This window comes from Blochmannia endosymbiont of Camponotus modoc (genome assembly GCF_023585785.1).
Lineage (GTDB): Bacteria > Pseudomonadota > Gammaproteobacteria > Enterobacterales > Enterobacteriaceae > Blochmanniella.
This window is the reverse complement of record NZ_CP097765.1, coordinates 643,508-660,160: the sequence shown is the minus strand read 5'-3', so window position 1 is coordinate 660,160 and position 16,653 is coordinate 643,508. Positions and strand designations below refer to the sequence as shown.

At 28.9% G+C, this 16,653-nt stretch carries 16 protein-coding genes, 4 tRNA genes and 1 pseudogene; 3 read left to right on the top strand and 18 right to left on the bottom strand.

Translation table 11 applies throughout. From position 1 onward, the window contains the following. The first annotated feature begins 11 nt into the window (after positions 1-11). Positions 12-605, top strand: coding sequence for a YhgN family NAAT transporter (locus M9396_RS02795; RefSeq protein ID WP_250241538.1), 594 nt, complete (start codon positions 12-14; stop codon positions 603-605). A gap of 437 nt (positions 606-1,042) precedes the next feature. Here the strand turns inward: M9396_RS02795 and yigL are convergent, their stop codons facing one another. From yigL to dapF, 10 genes and pseudogenes are all read right to left on the bottom strand, one after another. Continuing rightward, a complete protein-coding gene (gene yigL / locus M9396_RS02790; protein WP_250256618.1) occupies positions 1,043-1,882 on the bottom strand; it encodes a sugar/pyridoxal phosphate phosphatase YigL in 840 nt (279 codons plus the stop codon). 367 nt (positions 1,883-2,249) lie between these two features. After that, positions 2,250-3,194 carry a magnesium/cobalt transporter CorA gene (gene corA, locus M9396_RS02785; RefSeq protein ID WP_250256617.1) on the bottom strand — a complete coding sequence of 315 codons (945 nt, stop codon included), beginning with the start codon at positions 3,192-3,194 and terminating at the stop codon, positions 2,250-2,252. Between the two features lie 459 nt (positions 3,195-3,653). Further along, the gene (locus M9396_RS02780) at positions 3,654-3,917 is read right to left on the bottom strand and encodes a 3'-5' exonuclease (RefSeq protein WP_250256616.1); all 264 of its coding nucleotides are present in this window, start codon (positions 3,915-3,917) and stop codon (positions 3,654-3,656) included. Between the two features lie 174 nt (positions 3,918-4,091). After that, positions 4,092-4,355 carry a hypothetical protein gene (locus M9396_RS02775; protein ID WP_250256615.1) on the bottom strand — a complete coding sequence of 88 codons (264 nt, stop codon included), beginning with the start codon at positions 4,353-4,355 and terminating at the stop codon, positions 4,092-4,094. Between the two features lie 185 nt (positions 4,356-4,540). After that, on the bottom strand, positions 4,541-4,696 hold the full coding sequence (locus M9396_RS02770; RefSeq protein ID WP_250256886.1) for a hypothetical protein: 156 nt from the start codon (positions 4,694-4,696) through the stop codon (positions 4,541-4,543). A gap of 90 nt (positions 4,697-4,786) precedes the next feature. Then, a pseudogene (locus tag M9396_RS02765) lies at positions 4,787-5,158 on the bottom strand (UvrD-helicase domain-containing protein). After that, on the bottom strand, positions 5,107-5,349 hold the full coding sequence (locus M9396_RS03335) for a UvrD-helicase domain-containing protein (protein ID WP_284308564.1): 243 nt from the start codon (positions 5,347-5,349) through the stop codon (positions 5,107-5,109). The pseudogene M9396_RS02765 and the gene M9396_RS03335 overlap by 52 nt, the downstream one beginning before the upstream one ends. Positions 5,350-5,371: 22 nt before the next feature. Continuing rightward, positions 5,372-5,584, bottom strand: coding sequence for a UvrD-helicase domain-containing protein (locus tag M9396_RS03330; protein ID WP_284308563.1), 213 nt, complete (start codon positions 5,582-5,584; stop codon positions 5,372-5,374). Positions 5,585-5,648: 64 nt separating this feature from the next. Further along, positions 5,649-6,365 carry a 5-amino-6-(5-phospho-D-ribitylamino)uracil phosphatase YigB gene (gene yigB, locus M9396_RS02755; protein WP_250241556.1) on the bottom strand — a complete coding sequence of 239 codons (717 nt, stop codon included), beginning with the start codon at positions 6,363-6,365 and terminating at the stop codon, positions 5,649-5,651. Positions 6,366-6,537: 172 nt separating this feature from the next. Continuing rightward, complete coding sequence (dapF, locus tag M9396_RS02750; RefSeq protein WP_250242483.1) at positions 6,538-7,362, bottom strand: diaminopimelate epimerase; 825 nt, start codon at positions 7,360-7,362, stop codon at positions 6,538-6,540. A 1,067-nt stretch (positions 7,363-8,429) separates the two neighbouring features. Here dapF and hemC point away from each other — a divergent pair. Next, the gene (gene hemC, locus M9396_RS02745) at positions 8,430-9,332 is read left to right on the top strand and encodes a hydroxymethylbilane synthase (protein WP_250256614.1); all 903 of its coding nucleotides are present in this window, start codon (positions 8,430-8,432) and stop codon (positions 9,330-9,332) included. Positions 9,333-9,377: 45 nt separating this feature from the next. Next, on the top strand, positions 9,378-10,127 hold the full coding sequence (gene hemD / locus M9396_RS02740) for a uroporphyrinogen-III synthase (protein WP_250256613.1): 750 nt from the start codon (positions 9,378-9,380) through the stop codon (positions 10,125-10,127). Positions 10,128-10,240: 113 nt separating this feature from the next. Here the strand turns inward: hemD and M9396_RS02735 are convergent. The 8 genes from M9396_RS02735 to ilvA form a co-directional block, all read right to left on the bottom strand. Further along, positions 10,241-10,314: transfer RNA gene (locus M9396_RS02735), tRNA-Pro, on the bottom strand. A 117-nt stretch (positions 10,315-10,431) separates the two neighbouring features. After that, positions 10,432-10,517: transfer RNA gene (locus M9396_RS02730), tRNA-Leu, on the bottom strand. 22 nt (positions 10,518-10,539) lie between these two features. After that, positions 10,540-10,612 (bottom strand) — tRNA-His (locus M9396_RS02725). Positions 10,613-10,656: 44 nt separating this feature from the next. Continuing rightward, positions 10,657-10,730, bottom strand: a tRNA-Arg gene (locus M9396_RS02720). 596 nt (positions 10,731-11,326) lie between these two features. Continuing rightward, on the bottom strand, positions 11,327-12,586 hold the full coding sequence (gene rho / locus M9396_RS02715) for a transcription termination factor Rho (protein ID WP_011283119.1): 1,260 nt from the start codon (positions 12,584-12,586) through the stop codon (positions 11,327-11,329). A gap of 425 nt (positions 12,587-13,011) precedes the next feature. Further along, positions 13,012-13,338, bottom strand: coding sequence for a thioredoxin (trxA, locus tag M9396_RS02710; RefSeq protein ID WP_250256233.1), 327 nt, complete (start codon positions 13,336-13,338; stop codon positions 13,012-13,014). 231 nt (positions 13,339-13,569) lie between these two features. Continuing rightward, complete coding sequence (gene ilvC, locus M9396_RS02705) at positions 13,570-15,045, bottom strand: ketol-acid reductoisomerase (RefSeq protein WP_250241568.1); 1,476 nt, start codon at positions 15,043-15,045, stop codon at positions 13,570-13,572. Between the two features lie 61 nt (positions 15,046-15,106). Then, positions 15,107-16,651 carry a threonine ammonia-lyase, biosynthetic gene (ilvA, locus tag M9396_RS02700; RefSeq protein ID WP_250241571.1) on the bottom strand — a complete coding sequence of 515 codons (1,545 nt, stop codon included), beginning with the start codon at positions 16,649-16,651 and terminating at the stop codon, positions 15,107-15,109. Positions 16,652-16,653: the final 2 nt, after the last annotated feature.

The following is a 16,653-nucleotide window of genomic DNA, read 5'->3' as shown; positions in this document are numbered from 1 at the left end:
GGAAAATAATAATGAATGAAATGATATCAGCTACAGTTCTATTGTTTTTAATTATGGATCCTATCGGAAATTTACCAATTTTTATGTCGATATTAAAAGATCTAGAACCAAAACGACGTCAAATTATAATAATTAGAGAGATGATAATCGCTTTATTATTAATGTTAGGATTTTTATTTGTTGGTGAACATATTTTAATATTTCTTAATTTACACACGGAAACCGTTTCAATTTCTGGAGGTATTGTGTTGTTTTTAATTGCCATAAAAATGATATTTCCTTCAGAAGAAGGGAATAATACTGGGTTTTCAGATGGAGAAGAACCTTTTTTAGTGCCACTTGCTATCCCTTTAGTCGCTGGTCCTTCAATTTTAGCAACGTTGTTGTTATTGTCTCATCAATATCCTCAGAAAATCAATTTTTTAATTTTAGCATTAATTGTTGCGTGGGGATTATCTATGTTAATTTTGATGTTATCTAATGTATTCTCTCGTTTATTAGGTAGTAAAGGTATCGGGGCATTGGAGAGGTTAATGGGTTTACTATTAGTAATGATTTCTACTCAAATGTTACTTGATGGGATACATAGTTATTTATGTGTATGATTTAATTGAAAAGTTATTTTATTATATAAATATATTTGGATGTTTTAAATTTAATTTTTAGTAGATCCTCTTAAATTAATTAGCATAAATAATTTTTTAAAAATTAAGTATAAAAAAATTTATACATTTATTTATTATTTCACTTAAAGTGCAACAAGCTAATTTTACTATAGTGAAATTACAAAAATTATAATTTTTTAAAAAAATATATATTAATAATTATTTTTATACAGTATTTTGTTTGAAATATAACTTTTTAAAAATTTTGTTAATTAGGCAAAATCATATTTTATTAAGTATTCAAAACAATATTATGAGCTTTCATTATATATAAAAGTCATCAATACAAACACGAAAGCTCATGTAGTAAATTCATAAAACTATTCGACAAATAACGAAAAAATATTAAAAAACCACAATATTTTTAATAAAAAATATTAGTTTAAAACACCACTTGTTAATGACGAATCAGACCATTTATTATGATAAATACATTGTAAATAATGAGGCACTGCATCATCTTTATTGCTGCCAATAATTTCTAAGAATGGAAGGGTATCTTTGAGTCTTTGCTGTGCATTGCTCATTATACAGCCTTTTCCTGCCATTTTTAACATTTCTTGATCATTCATTCCATCCCCAAATGAAATACAATCTTTTAGTTGACAACCTAATAATTTAACTACTTGCTCTAAAGCATGTCCCTTTGAAACTCCTTCTGGCATCACTTCAAGACATGTAGGGAGCGAAAAACTAATATTGATTCGATTATTCCAACGCGCATGTAATTTCTTTTCTAAAGACAACAGTCGTGTGTAATTATTACTAGTGAAATATACTTTACAGATACCATCCAAGGGCAATGTATCTTTCTGATATATATGATAATTAGATTCATATCCGTTATAAAAACAATTTTGTTTTGATATTGATCGGTTGATGAGCCACTTATCATTATAAAAAATATTGGTAATAATTTGAGAATCATGATGTACTACTCGTAATAAATCATCTACAATTTCTGTAGCTAAATCGTAAGAAGCAATTAATTTCCCGTGAGTATTATGTATTCTAGCTCCATTAGAAGTAATCATATAAGAATTAATTTTCAAATTATCACGTATTTGCATAACGTTTGTATGATGCCGGCCAGTAGCAAAAACAAAATGAATATTACGAGTAGTTAATAATTTTAGAATCTTTTTAGTAAAAGACGTTAATCGGTGGTCCGGTGTTAGCAGGGTACCATCTAAATCAGACGCAACGATGCGAAACATTTATTACCTCGCTTTGTTTTTTGTTAAAATGTAGCAAAAATAACCGTTATTATATCAATATATTACGACATAATATCAACAAAAATTGATATATCATAGACATTATTATTAAATAATAATTTATTGAATGAATTTTTCAGTATATTAAATATAATAAAATTTTTAAGCATAAAATTTAATTATTATTACAAATATTTTATAAGTTTATTATATGAAAATGAATATAAATAATTTTCAAATGTACTGAGTTTTTATCGTATCTTTGCGCTGAAATATATATGAAAATATAATTTCAAAACATTTAATATTAATTAAATTAGTATTTTTTTAGAAAATTATATATGTACTGTAATTATATTTATGATATTTATAGCCAATTTTTATATTTGAAATAGATGTATGGAGCAAGTCCTGATAGAATCATTAAAATAATGGCACTAGGATAACCAAATGACCATTGTAATTCTGGCATAAATTTAAAATTCATTCCATAGCTAGATGCAATTAAAGTTGGAGGTAAAAAAATAACTGAGAAAATTTTTATAATTCTATTTTGTTCAATATTAATAAATCCCATTGCTGATTGGGTTAAAGAACTTATTTGATGAAATACATATTCATTATGAGGTAATAACAATGTGATTTCACTTAAAATATCGTTAGCATATTGTTGTTGTGATACAGGTAATTTTACTTTACGTATTAAAAATTTTATTGCTCTTTCAGTATCTAATAAATTAACACGAATTTTCCACCCTATATTCTCCAATATAGCTAAATCAGAAAGCGCATGATCGTATTCATCGATTTGTTGTCCGTTCATAATAACAGAACTCAATGTTTCTAAAGTAGAATAAATATGTTCTATTTTATTTGATAGGTCATCAAGTTTTACCTCAAATAAATTTAATAATAATTCATAGGCATTTCCATTAATTAACAAATGGTTATGCAAATATTTTTGATACATACAAAATACTGGAAATTCTTTTTTACGCGAAGTATATAGACATCCATTATGGATGGTAAAGAATACACTAGAGTTATCTATTTTTTCTTGGCTATTATATGAAAAGAAAAAAGAATGAATATGTAATCCATTTTTATCTTTAAAAAAACGTGTAGTCTTGTTAATGTCTTTCAGTTCAAAAAATTTTATTTTTTGGTGAAGCAAAATGTTTGGTATATAATTATGCCCATCGCCACGTGAATCTATTATATCAATCCAAATAATATTACTTAAAAATGATATTTTATCTTTTTCATTAATACGAAATAAATGATTATTTTTTAATTGAAATATATTATACATATATCATTGCTTCCTCAAAAAATACAAATTAATCTACATTAGATCACAATAAATAAAATTAGATAATAAATAGCCATTTTCATGCCATGTAATTTCGACAACATGACAAAATAGCTATAAACGATCGTCATTGCGTATCAAATATTTATGACGTACAAATAATTCGTAAAGTTTTTATTTATTTGGTAATAAATATAATTCAATTATGATAGTTATTTAAATACTCGGTTAGATGTTATTCACTGAGACATTATAAGTACAATCTGCAGATTAGAGCGGGCATGTTACGCCTAGAATAAAAAGATTGTCAATATTTATAAATATTTTTAATAATAATATAGATACATTTGTATTATATAATAATTCTAATGAGGATTAGATTAATAACTCTCTGAAAATTCAATAAAATAGCAATATAAGTTTATACGAATAAAAGGGCTTCACTCTTGATGAGTGACATCAACATACTTTTAAACAATCTATCGGTAATTCATTAACAAATCTAGATGGTGATTGCATGATCATCTCTTTTCCGTAAATATAACGAGTTTCTGAATAACTAATTATTAATGTATGCATAGCATGTGTGATGCCGACATAAATTAATCTACGTTCTTCTTCTAATAATTCTTTATTAGTTAAAGAAACATAATTTGAACAAATCCCTACTTTGGAAAATTCTAATCCTTTTGAAGCATGTAGCGTCATGAGTTGTACTTGCATCTAAATAAGTTCTAGATAAATTTTCTTCAAATTCTAAAAAAAATATACGATAAAAATTGTTGTAATGGATATGTATTTACCGTTGATGCTGATAGCATACTATATTGCTTACTCATTGCTATAAACTCTTCAATATTTTGTATGCGTTCACAATATGTTGGTGCTGATATATTTTTAATACATATTCCATAATCCGACCTTCCTAATAATATAAAAAATTTGTTCATACAAGGGCAATATGATGGGCATGTAATTTTTTAAAGAATCTATCAATATAATAAATTGTTTTAGAGCAATAGCAGATCTTTCTTTAATAATTTTTTTTGAAATAAATAAGCTACTTTCCCGGAAGCTCAAGTGATTTAAATTAGCGTATTTTTTAATAACTTCTAAAGTACGTTGACCAATTCCTCTATTAAGTGTGTTGATGATTTGCATATAAGCAGTGTCATTATTCTGATTAACAATAAATTTTAAATAAGCTATGATATAATATCTCTAATTTCTTTGCGTTCAAAAAAAATCCTATTCCTCCATGTATGTAATAAGGTATATTTTTTTTAATAAAATTTCTTCTAATAAATGAGATTGAAAATTATTTCGATATAAAATAGCGTACTCATTTAGCAAACCATGTCGTTTTTTTTCAATCTATTAGATGATTTTTCACAAACATAGCCTTTACCTATTACATTAGGAACACAATAAAGAAAAATAGCATCTCCTTTATTTTTACATGTCCATAAATTTTTCTTGAAACGTGTGTCGTTTTTACAAATGAGAGTATTGGCAGCTCTTAAAATATTATTAGTAGAGCGATAATTCTGTTCTAATGTAATAATCCGTACACGTGTAAAATCTTCTAAAAATCATTGAAAATTTTTTATTTGCGCTCCTCTCCAACCATAAATAGATTGATCATCATCGCCAACAATCATTAAATTATTATTTTCTCCTGATAAAAGACGTAACCAAGCATATTACACCGTATTAGTATCTTGAAATTCATCCACTAAAATATTAACAAATCGTTTTTGATAATAATGTAAAATATTCGGATAATTTAAACATAACATATATGCGCGTTTCAATAATTCATTAAAATCTATTAATCCAGAACGATTACATATGTCTTGATAAGACTGATAAATTCGGAACCATGTCATTTTTATTGAATTGCTATTAATATTTATATTTGGAATATCTGGAATCTTATTTTTCTCACTATTGATATAATGCATAGCTTGTATACGCTATACTTGTTTTCATTTAAGTTTAGTGAGCGTATTAATTGTTGCAAAAGTTGAATTTGATCGTTGTTATCGAAGATTTGAAAATTTTTTGGTAAATTTGCATCTACGTAATGAACGCATAGTAACCGATTTGCTAATCCGTGAAAAGTACTAATCCATAAATCACTTTTTTTAAACACCAATTAAGAATTGTATACGATTTCACATTACTGAAGTAGCTTTATTCGTAAAAGTAATAGCCATTATTGACCATGGTGTATATTTTTTTACTAATTGTAGCCAGAGAATGCGATTAACTAATGCTCGAGTTTTTCCGCTACCAGCTCCAGATAACACCAATATATTTTGATCATTAGAAGTTACCGCTTCTTGTTGTTTATCATTTAATTGATCAAGAATGTTATAAACATTCATAAAATATTACAACACATAGTAAATAATTGTCTATAGATATATAAATTCAACACAATATTAACATTTATAATAAATATGTTAATGACATTAATTTTGAAATTTTCAAATGTGGTAACAGTGTTGCATCAACTGAAAAAAATTGATTTAAGTTATATTGACTAATCCAACAAGCCTGCATCCCAGCATGTATTGCTCCTTTTATATCTGTATGCAAATCATCTCCCACATGTAGAATATTTTTACAAGATATTCCAAAACGCTTCGAAGCTAAATAATACATATCTTTATAAGGTTTAGCACGACCATTAATTCCAGCACGTAGTACATCTTGAAAATATTGTTGTAATCCACAAGAAATAGGATTCGCATTACCATTAGTAATTGCAATTAATGGCCATTTAGAACTTAATGCTGATAATACATTATGTGTACTAAGAGAAATATCGATTTTGTTGCGCCAATGTATAATAATTTCCATAGCGTAATCAGCGCCTAATTGTGCTTCATTTTTAGTTAATCCTGATTGTAATAAAATTATCTTTAAAGATTTCCAACGCCAATAATTTACATCATGACAAATATTTGGTTCTATACATTGAAGCATTTTACGCGATTGATAATAATCCCTGTTTTGTATTTTAGATAATGCGGGATGATATTGTTGCAAAAACAATATTGACTTTTCTTCGGCACGATTTATTACTGGATAATTATCATATAATGTGTTATCTAAATCTAAAGTTATAGCATGAAAAGGCTGTAATGTACGGTAAACATGCATAATTTATACCTTTAATGTCATGAAATTACAATCGTTGTTTTTTCAATGAAACATGTATATACTCACTGCATTATATGGATATAATGCATAAAAATTAAATACTAAATAAAGTTTCAATATAAAACGCGTGAGTTAAAAACAGTAAAACATTTTTGGTGGATTTATTGTATGTTTATAAATTGATGTATCCATCATATACATAAGACGTTGATCCAGTCATGTACAATGCATTACTTGCCCCTTTCCAATTTACTGATATAGTACCTCCAGGTAAGATTACGTTTACTGATTCATATAATAACCCCTGTTGAATACCTACGGCAACTGCCGCACAAGCGGCAGTTCCACAAGCTTGCGTTTCCCCTACGCCGCGCTCATATACTCGTAATCGAATATTACTACAGTTAATAATTTGCATAAAACTTACATTGACTCGTTCTGGAAAACAATGATGATCTTCTAATGCCGACCCTAATGCAGTAACTTGGATGTTTTCTATTTTTTCTGATAAAATAATACAATGAGGATTACCCATAGATACTACACCACATAGTATTACTTGTGTAGGCAAAAATAAAATATAAGTTTTTTGATATTGTGATGTATAAAACGGAATAAGTTTTGGATCAAAAATAGGTGACCCCATATTAACAGATACACGATTGCCATTCATAATAGATAATATTATACGATTAGTGCGGGTACTAATATGAATGTTTTGTTTATTAGTTAATTTTTTTAAACAGACAAATTGCGCAACACAACGTATACCATTACCACATTGATTTACTTCCGTTCCGTCCGCATTATAAATTCGACAATGAAAATCTATTGTTGGATCATAAGGAGGTTCTACTATTAACAATTGATCAAAGCCAACCCCATAACATCGATTTGATAAATATCTGATATTTTCAGAAGTAAGATGTATATTTTGAGTGATAGCATCTATGATGACAAAGTCATTGCCCAACCCATTCATTTTGGTAAATCGCATACCTTCCTCACATAGCATCACACATCACTGATCTTTGGAAATGGTTTTAATATTGTATTACGCTCAACTATTATTGATTTTATTATATTTATTGCAGCATCTGAAAGAAATACAAATACTTTTGATTACATTGTAAAATAGAATACATAAAAACATTGCTTATATTATAGAAAAAAAGAACATAGCTCATACTGTTTAGAAAATATCTTTTGGATAATAACAAATTAAAAATGATTTACATCTATTTGATCATCATAACATCTTTACAAAAAAACACTTTATAATGTTTATCTTTTTAATTATTTATTTAGATTTTATAAATTTTATATAACAATTGATATATCTATTGAAATTAATTTTTAATAATCATAATGATGATTATCATTGCAATGATCAATAAAGGTATATTCTTATTTAAAATAAAAATATCATTGTTTATAGCAGTACACTTTTTTATAAAAAGTATCCTTTTAAACTATTACAACAAAAATGATAATACTTTAAATAACTAAAAATACTGAATAATCTATATGCACAGAATTATTAATACCTGTTACCTTCTTTATTTTCATCAATCATTAAAGTATCATATGTAAATAAATGAGACAGATTTTGTAATTAATAATAATCAAATCATTTTATACAAAATTTTTTATTTTCAATATTTATAAAAACATAATAAAAAATTAAAATTTTAAATGTGATAGTATTGAAATACTATAAGCGATAATATACAAAAAAACTTTTTCTATAACTTATCGAAGATAATATTTATTTAAGTATTAATTTTTTAAATATCAAAATACTATAATTGTATACGATATACAATATCGCCACAAAACTGCTGATGATTTACTTAAAACGTTTTAATTGTATAAAGATTAAGAATCTGAACGCAACATATTACTTTTATTACTTAATTATAAAAAATAATTAAAATTAATTAAAGCAATAAACATTTATTTATCTTACAAATTTTTTAACAAAGGTCTCTTACAATATAGTTATATAAAAACATTTAAATTAATTAAAGATTACAATCATATTGTCTTGGCATAATTATACTGATGAAAACTAAAATTTTAAAAATTGCTACACGAAAAAGTCAACTTGCTATTTGTCAAGCTCAATATGTTTATGATGAATTAAAACGTTATCATCCAACATTAAGCATAGAGTTAATACCTATTGTAACAACAGGAGATAAATTTTTAAATATTAATGCAAAAAATAAAATCAAAAAAGGTGCATTTATTAAAGAATTAGAACATGCATTAATAAACTTTCGTGCCGATATTGCTGTGCATTCTATGAAAGATATTACAGTACCTTTACCGCATGAATTAACTCTTCCAGTTTTATGTAAACGCAATGATCCACGTGATGCTTTTGTTAGTTTAAAATACCCTAACATAGATACGTTACCTATTGGTAGTACAATAGGTACATCAAGTTTACGTAGACAATGTCAAATACGAGCGCAGCGCCCAGATCTAGTAGTCAGTAACTTACGAGGTAATATAGATACTAGATTAAAAAAATTACAATATGGACAATATGATGCAATAGTTTTAGCTGTAGCTGGATTACAACGATTACAGTTACATGAGTACATTCGTGTTTATATTGATCCGTCCGATCTATTACCAGCAATGGGACAAGGTGTTATAGCCATTGAATGCCGTTCGGATAATGCTGATATTTTATCCTTATTATCGCCATTATATCATCAAGAAACCTCATTTCGTGTCAGGGCAGAGCGCGCTGTTACTACTTATTTGGAAAGTTATTGTCACTTACCAATTGCTAGTTATGCTGAAATTGAAGAGGATCAAATATGGCTACGAGCGCTTATTGGATTACCTGATGGTAGCAAGATTACTCGTACTGAAGGAAGAGCGCCTTTAGATCAAGCAGAAAAATTAGGTTTTATCCTTGCTGAAGATTTATTAATTAAGTTTAAACGATAACATGTTTTTATTTGGTTAATTTAATCATGTATCGAATTAACAATTATGAATATTTTAATTACTCGTCCTTCTCCATATGGAGAGCAATTGGTAAATAAATTACTTTCTTTTGGTAAATTTGCATATCATTTGCCATTGATTTACTTTTCTACAGGAAAAGAATTATGTGCATTAGAACAGAAATTAAATCTACTTTCTGAAGGAGATTTTTTGTGCATTATATCGCAGCATGCAATTAAATATGCTCATAATCAATTACTTGACATAGGAATATCTTGGCCTACCAAATTAGCATATTATTCCATTGGTTATGCAACTAGTGTAATGATGTACAAGTTATCAGGAATATTAGTGAAATATCCTACAATCCAGGAAACTAGTGAAAATTTATTACAATTACCTGAACTAATGTATAGTTATGGAAAGCGCGCTCTTATTCTGAGAGGAAATAATGGACGTACTATTTTAGACAACACTCTCCAAAGAAGAGGAGTGTTTGTTGCGTCCTGCGAATGTTATACTAGACAACCGTTGCGGTATGATAGAGAAGAACAATCATCTAAGCTATTAGAATTGAATATTAAAATAGTAGTAGTTACTTCTGGGGAAATATTGCAACACCTATATTATTTAATTCCTGAATCTTATCGTACATCTTGGTTAATACGATGTAAATTAATCGTGGTAAGTGTGCGTCTAGCTAAATTAGCTAGACGTTTAGGTTGGACAGATATTATTATAGCGCGGTCAGCAAACAATGAGGTACTAACTCATATTTTGATTAAGAATTCATAATTTATGAACATTCTAAATTCATATGCAAATAATTACTTCTATAAACACATATAAAAGTTTTAAAAAATGCAATAACAAAAATACTTAATCTCTCTCAATATAGTTTATAGGAATCGGCGAGAGAGGATTTGAACCTCCGACCTCCTGGTCCCAAACCAGGAGCGCTACCAAGCTGCGCCACTCGCCGATGCTTTCTGATTTGCATATAATTTTTTCGTATTATATTATATATATCTTCCATTGAAGAATATTGAAATGCTAATAATCAATCATTTTATTTGCGATACAATAATAATTATTTTTCTGCGAAGGAAGGGATTTGAACCCTCACGTCTTGATCAAGACACTAACTCCTGAAGTTAGTGCGTCTTCCTATTCCGCCACCTTCGCTTTATGTCATTTATTTTGAATGGGTGATTGATGGGATTCGAACCCACGACTTCTGGAACCACAATCCAGAGCTCTACCAACTGAGCTACAATCACCATCGATCAGCTTCAATTTTTTCATAAAAATTTAAATAAATCAACGCGTCCGACAGGATTTGAACCTGAAACCTTCGCCTCCGGAGGGCGATGCTCTGTCCAGTTGAGCTACGAACGCTGAATTAACATATATATTTAATGCAAATTTATATCAACAAAATATAGTTTAATCAATTTGCATTAATAATTTTTTTTGGTACATATATATTGTTCACTGAATTTCATTAAAAACAACTGCTGAAAAAATTTTTATGAAATCAAAGAATATTTTATAGTTTATTGTGTATCTTACATAAAAAATATTTATAAATATTGATATACCCATAAAACTATATAGTAGATGAGAGAAATAATGTGGACACATCTTCAACATCTACATCTACATCTACATCTACATCTACATATTTTATCATATATCTGATATTTGTATCATATACATATTACAGAAATAATTAATTAAAAATTTATTACTTATACATGAAGATATTAGAAATATATGGGTATGTAAGTATTCTAAATACCGCCATAATACTTAATTCATAAAAATAAACCATTATGAAAAATATGCGAGGACAACAATTAAAAATTGTATATAGATAATTTATTAAATAAATTTTTATATAAAAATCTGAAAAATTGTCGCCATAGAAAATAGCAAATAGTCTTTTTTTTAAAATATGTGTTAATACAGTAAACGATAACTATTGCAATAAATTAGCAGCGCTTCATCATATCAAAGAATTCATCATTGGTTTTAGTCATAGATAATTTATTCATCATGAATTCCATTGCATCAATTTCACTCATTGGATGAATAATTTTTCGTAAAATCCATATTTTTTGCAGTTCATCTTGAGTAGTTAACAGTTCTTCTTTCCTAGTTCCAGAACGATTGTAATCAATAGCCGGGAAAACACGCTTTTCAGCTATTTTCCTTGATAAATGTAGTTCCATATTGCCAGTTCCTTTAAATTCTTCATAAATTACTTCATCCATTTTTGATCCAGTATCTATTAAAGCAGTAGCTATAATAGTTAAGCTTCCTCCTTCTTCCATATTACGAGCCGCTCCGAAAAAGCGTTTTGGACGATGTAAAGCATTAGCATCAACCCCTCCTGTCAACACTTTTCCGGATGAAGGTACTATAGTATTATAGGCTCTTGCTAATCGAGTAATGGAATCTAACAAAATAATAACATCTTTTTTGTGTTCTACTAATCGCTTAGCTTTCTCAATTACCATTTCAGATACTTGAACATGACGAGATGCTGGCTCATCAAAAGTAGATGCAATGACTTCTCCGTGCACTAAGCGTTGCATTTCAGTAACTTCTTCTGGACGTTCATCTATTAAAAGTACTATTGATACGCAGTCTGGATGATTATGACTAATGCTTTGTGCAATATTTTGAAGAAGTATAGTTTTTCCGGCTTTAGGAGGCGCTACAATTAAACCGCGCTGTCCGCGCCCAATAGGTGATGCTAGGTCCAATACTCTCGCGGTTAAATCTTCCGTAGAACCATTTCCTCTTTCCATGCGTAATCGTGAATTGGCATGTAATGGAGTAAGATTTTCAAACAAAATTTTATTACGAGCATTTTCCGGTTTATCATAATTTACATCATTTACTTTAAGCAATGCAAAATAACGTTCACCTTCTTTTGGAGGTCTAATTTTCCCAGAAATAGTATCTCCAGTACGTAAATTAAAACGACGAATCTGGCTTGGAGACACATAAATATCATCTGGTCCAGCAAGATAAGAGCTATCACTAGATCTAAGAAACCCAAAACCGTCTTGTAATATTTCTAATACACCATCCCCAAAAATATCTTCTCCAGTTTTAGCATGTTGTTTAAAAATAGCAAAGATAATATCTTGCTTGCGCATACGTGCTAAATTTTCCAGACCCATACTTTCTCCGAGATGTACTAATTCAGAAACTGGTATGTTTTTTAATTTTGTAAGATTCATAATTATGGATTCTTAAATTGGAGTTATATACACTGTCGGTATTACAAAGATAAAGTATACATGTAACATAATGGAATAATTTCCCTTACAACACATATTTAATTGTTTATCCCATGCCTACAATTTCTAGCATGAATAAACGTTAAAGTGTTTACTTACTATCGGATTATCACAGAAAATAGATTTATAAAAAATCCATCGGTAATCTTTACAACCATATTGGAAATATAGTCTATAATTAATTTAATTGTATTACCTGTTATTGCCACTATTACATAGTGGCAATATATTTATATTCCATTATAAATTAAACATTTATAATTAATCATATACGACATGTTGTCATTCTACTGTAATCCTAAAGAAACGTCTACTAACATATAAAATAATTTTAAAAATTATAAATGTTTCAAATAAGTGCTCATTTATATATGTATCTTTAAAAATTCTTGTAATTTTTGTTTGGACAGCAACCCTACTTTAGTAGATAACACCGTTCCATGACGAATCAATAATAAAGTTGGGATACTCTTAATCCCATAGTTTTTTGTAGTTATTGGGTTTTCATCTATGTTTAATTTTGCTACTTTTAATGTGTCATTAAACTCAACAGCGATATCTTCTAAAATAGGTATCATTGCTTTACAGGGATTGCACCATTCAGCCCAAAAATCAACTAAAAAAAGATTGGTAGAGTTTGACACCGTTTCTTTAAAATTAGAATCTGTTAGGTGCATGATAATTTGATTCATTTATCCTCCTTATAATTTATTTTCTTCTAATCATTATATATCATTATTATTAATTTATTTATTTTATGTATATTGTTGAATATATAAAGTTATTTATATAACTGATTATGTAACATGATTTTTTATTGTTTTTATTCAAAATAAATTCATTCTTATTTGGGAATCAACTCAATGATCTTTCATTGTAATAATGTCGCGGGTAATTACAAAAATTTAGTCCTGTTTTAATCATTAATTAAATGATAGACTTTTCATGTTTTGCATATAACTTCTTAGTTGAATTCCAACTTTTTCTATTGTATGATTTCGAATCATGTCATTAGTATTACGCAAAACAATGTTATCAACGTTAACATTCTTGGATGACATACCTAAATCTCCTGTTCTTAAATTAGGTATTATAGTCGTTTTTAACAAAGGTACTACCGTATCACAAAATAAATAATTACCGTATTCTGCGGTGTCAGAAATTACCATATTCATTTCATATAATTTTTTACGAGCTATAGTATTTGCAATCAAAGGTAACTCGTGTAATGATTCATAATATGCTGATTCTGGTGCTATTCCAGATTTTATCATCGTGTCAAAGGATAATTCTATACCTGATTTGATTATAGCTACCATTAATATCCCATAATCAAAATATGTTTGTTCCAAAATTTCTTGTTGATAATGTGGAGCTTGTTCTAATGGAAGTTGACTGGTTTTTTCTCTCCAATTAAGTAATTTAGCATCATTATTTTCCCAATCCAACATCATTTCTTTAGAAAATATTCCATTAAGTATATTTTCCATATGTTTTTCAAAAACTGGTTTTAATATATTTTTTAGTTTTTCAGATAATATAAAAGCACGTATCTTAGAAGCGTTAGATAATCGATCCATCATTAATGTAATACCTCCTTGTTTTAATGCTTCAGTTATGACTTCCCAGCCACATTGAATGAATTTTCCTGCGTATGCAGCATTAACACCATTGCTAATCATATAATCAAAACAAAGAATGGATCCGGCTTGTAACATTCCACATAAAATAGTTTGTTCTCCCATAAGATCTGATTTAACTTCTGCTACAAATGAAGATTCTAATACCCCAGCACGATGACTACCAAGTGCAAATGCCCAGGATTTTGCTAATGTCATGCCCATATCATATGTATCGTTTTCTTCGTGTACGGCGATTAAAGCAGGTACCCCAAATCCTCGTTGATATTCTTGACGAACTTCTGTACCGGGACATTTTGGAGCAACCATGATGACAGTAATATCTTGACGAATTTTTTCTCCAACTTCTACAATATGAAATCCATGTGAATACCCCAATGTGGATCCATGTTTCATTAAAGGTTCTATTTGTCGTATCACTGATGTGTGACATTTATCTGGAGTTAAATTAATAACTACATCTGATTTAGGAATAATTTCGTCATAAGTTCCTACAGGAAATCCGTTCTGTGTTGCTCTTTTCCAAGATTCTTGTTTATTAAGAATAGATTCACGACGTAAAGCGTATGTAATATTTACCCCAGAATCTCTCATATTTAAACCTTGATTCAAACCTTGAGACCCACAGCCTATTATAGCTACTTTTTTAGATAATAATGCCTGAATTCCATCAGAAAATTCATTGTTACTCATAAATCGACATTTTCCCAAATGTTTTAATTTTTCTATGAAAGTTAATGTATTAAAATAATTAGTCATAAAATATCTCTTTAAAATAATGTTAAAAAATAATTTAATAACTTTCCATCACAATGTTTTATTAATTTAAAAATACTTCAAACACTGGATTAGTTGTAACATCGTGCCATTCGTATCCTAATTTAGATAGATATTCTTTAAATTCTGATTCTTTTTGATTAGATAGTTCAAACCCGGCTAGAACACGTCCGTAATCAGTACCATGATTTCTATAATGAAATAAAGAGATATTCCAATTAGCACCTAAAGTATGAAGAAATTTCAATAATGCTCCTGGAGCTTCTGGGAACTCAAAACTAAAAATTCGCTCCTGTAAAGGCTGGAATAAACGTGCTCCTACCATGTATCTAACATGCAATTTAGCCATCTCGTCGTCAGATAAATCTACAACGTGAAAACCATTAGCGAGTATTTCTTGAACTATTGTTTTTCTTTCGGAAAGTCCGTGCTTCAAACGTATACCAATAAAAATACAAACGTTTTTAGATCCATTGAAGCGATAATTAAATTCTGTTACTGATCTGTTTCCTAATATTTTATAGAATTCTAAAAAACTACCTTTTTTTTCTGGAATAGTAATCGCCATTAACGCTTCTCGTTGTTCTCCTAGTTCGCAACGTTCTGAAATATAACGTAGTTCATGAAAATTTATATTGGCACCTGAAAGAACATGAGCTAATCTTTCACCTCGAATTGCATATTTTTGAATATACTTCTTCATTCCAGCTAATGCTAACGCACCTGAGGGTTCAGCAATAGCACGTACGTCTTCGAATAAATCTTTTATTGCAGCGCAAATTGCATCATTATCCACTGTAATTACATCATCTAGGTATTCTTGACATAGACGAAATGTTTCATTGCCAACACATCGTACAGCTACTCCTTCAGCAAATAGACCTACTTTATGTAACCATACTGGCATACCGGCCGATAAGGCGGCACACAAAGAAGCCGATTCTGCTGATTCAACTCCTATAACTTTTATTTGTGGCATAAGATGTTTAATTAATACAGAAACACCTGCAGCTAAACCACCTCCTCCTACTGGAACAAAAATGCGATCTAAATGAGCATCTTGCTGCAATAATTCCATAGCTAATGTTCCTTGTCCCGCGATTACCGTTGGATGATCAAATGGAGGAATAAAAGTTAATTGATGTTTATCAGCTAAATACATAGCTTTAATTTTAGCCTCATCAAAATTAGCTCCACATAATAACGGTTTTCCTCCAAAATCACGTACTGCATCTATTTTTATGTCAGCGGTATTTATAGGCATCACAATCAAAGATGTAATACCTAGACGAGTAGCAGAAAAAGCTACCCCCTGAGCGTGATTACCTGCTGAAGCGGTAATAACTCCAGAAGATTTTTGTGTTTCATTAAGACTTGAGATCATAGCATAAGCTCCACGTAGTTTAAAGCTATGTACCGGCTGTCTATCTTCTCGTTTAACTAATACTGTATTTTCAAGACGTTCTGATAATTTGTTCATAATTTGTAATGGAGTTATTTGCGCTACTTCATACACATGAGAGCGCAAAGCAGTACGTAGATACTCTGCAGGACATGGAGCATGAGAAAAAGAATAAATTTTTTTCATTT

Bases quoted from the DNA above. Each gene is read 5' to 3' on its own strand.
- trxA (WP_250256233.1), bottom strand. From the start codon at position 13,338: ATGAATCAAATTATCATGCACCTAACAGATTCTAATTTTAAAGAAACG.
- corA (WP_250256617.1), bottom strand. From the start codon at position 3,194: ATGTATAATATATTTCAATTAAAAAATAATCATTTATTTCGTATTAAT.
- ilvC (WP_250241568.1), bottom strand. From the start codon at position 15,045: ATGACTAATTATTTTAATACATTAACTTTCATAGAAAAATTAAAACAT.
- M9396_RS02775 (WP_250256615.1), bottom strand. From the start codon at position 4,355: ATGCAAATCATCAACACACTTAATAGAGGAATTGGTCAACGTACTTTA.
- ilvA (WP_250241571.1), bottom strand. From the start codon at position 16,651: ATGAAAAAAATTTATTCTTTTTCTCATGCTCCATGTCCTGCAGAGTAT.
- hemC (WP_250256614.1), top strand. From the start codon at position 8,430: ATGAAAACTAAAATTTTAAAAATTGCTACACGAAAAAGTCAACTTGCT.
- dapF (WP_250242483.1), bottom strand. From the start codon at position 7,362: ATGCGATTTACCAAAATGAATGGGTTGGGCAATGACTTTGTCATCATA.
- rho (WP_011283119.1), bottom strand. From the start codon at position 12,586: ATGAATCTTACAAAATTAAAAAACATACCAGTTTCTGAATTAGTACAT.
- yigB (WP_250241556.1), bottom strand. From the start codon at position 6,365: ATGCATGTTTACCGTACATTACAGCCTTTTCATGCTATAACTTTAGAT.
- hemD (WP_250256613.1), top strand. From the start codon at position 9,378: ATGAATATTTTAATTACTCGTCCTTCTCCATATGGAGAGCAATTGGTA.
- M9396_RS03330 (WP_284308563.1), bottom strand. From the start codon at position 5,584: ATGAATGTTTATAACATTCTTGATCAATTAAATGATAAACAACAAGAA.
- yigL (WP_250256618.1), bottom strand. From the start codon at position 1,882: ATGTTTCGCATCGTTGCGTCTGATTTAGATGGTACCCTGCTAACACCG.
- M9396_RS02795 (WP_250241538.1), top strand. From the start codon at position 12: ATGAATGAAATGATATCAGCTACAGTTCTATTGTTTTTAATTATGGAT.
- M9396_RS02780 (WP_250256616.1), bottom strand. From the start codon at position 3,917: ATGCAAGTACAACTCATGACGCTACATGCTTCAAAAGGATTAGAATTT.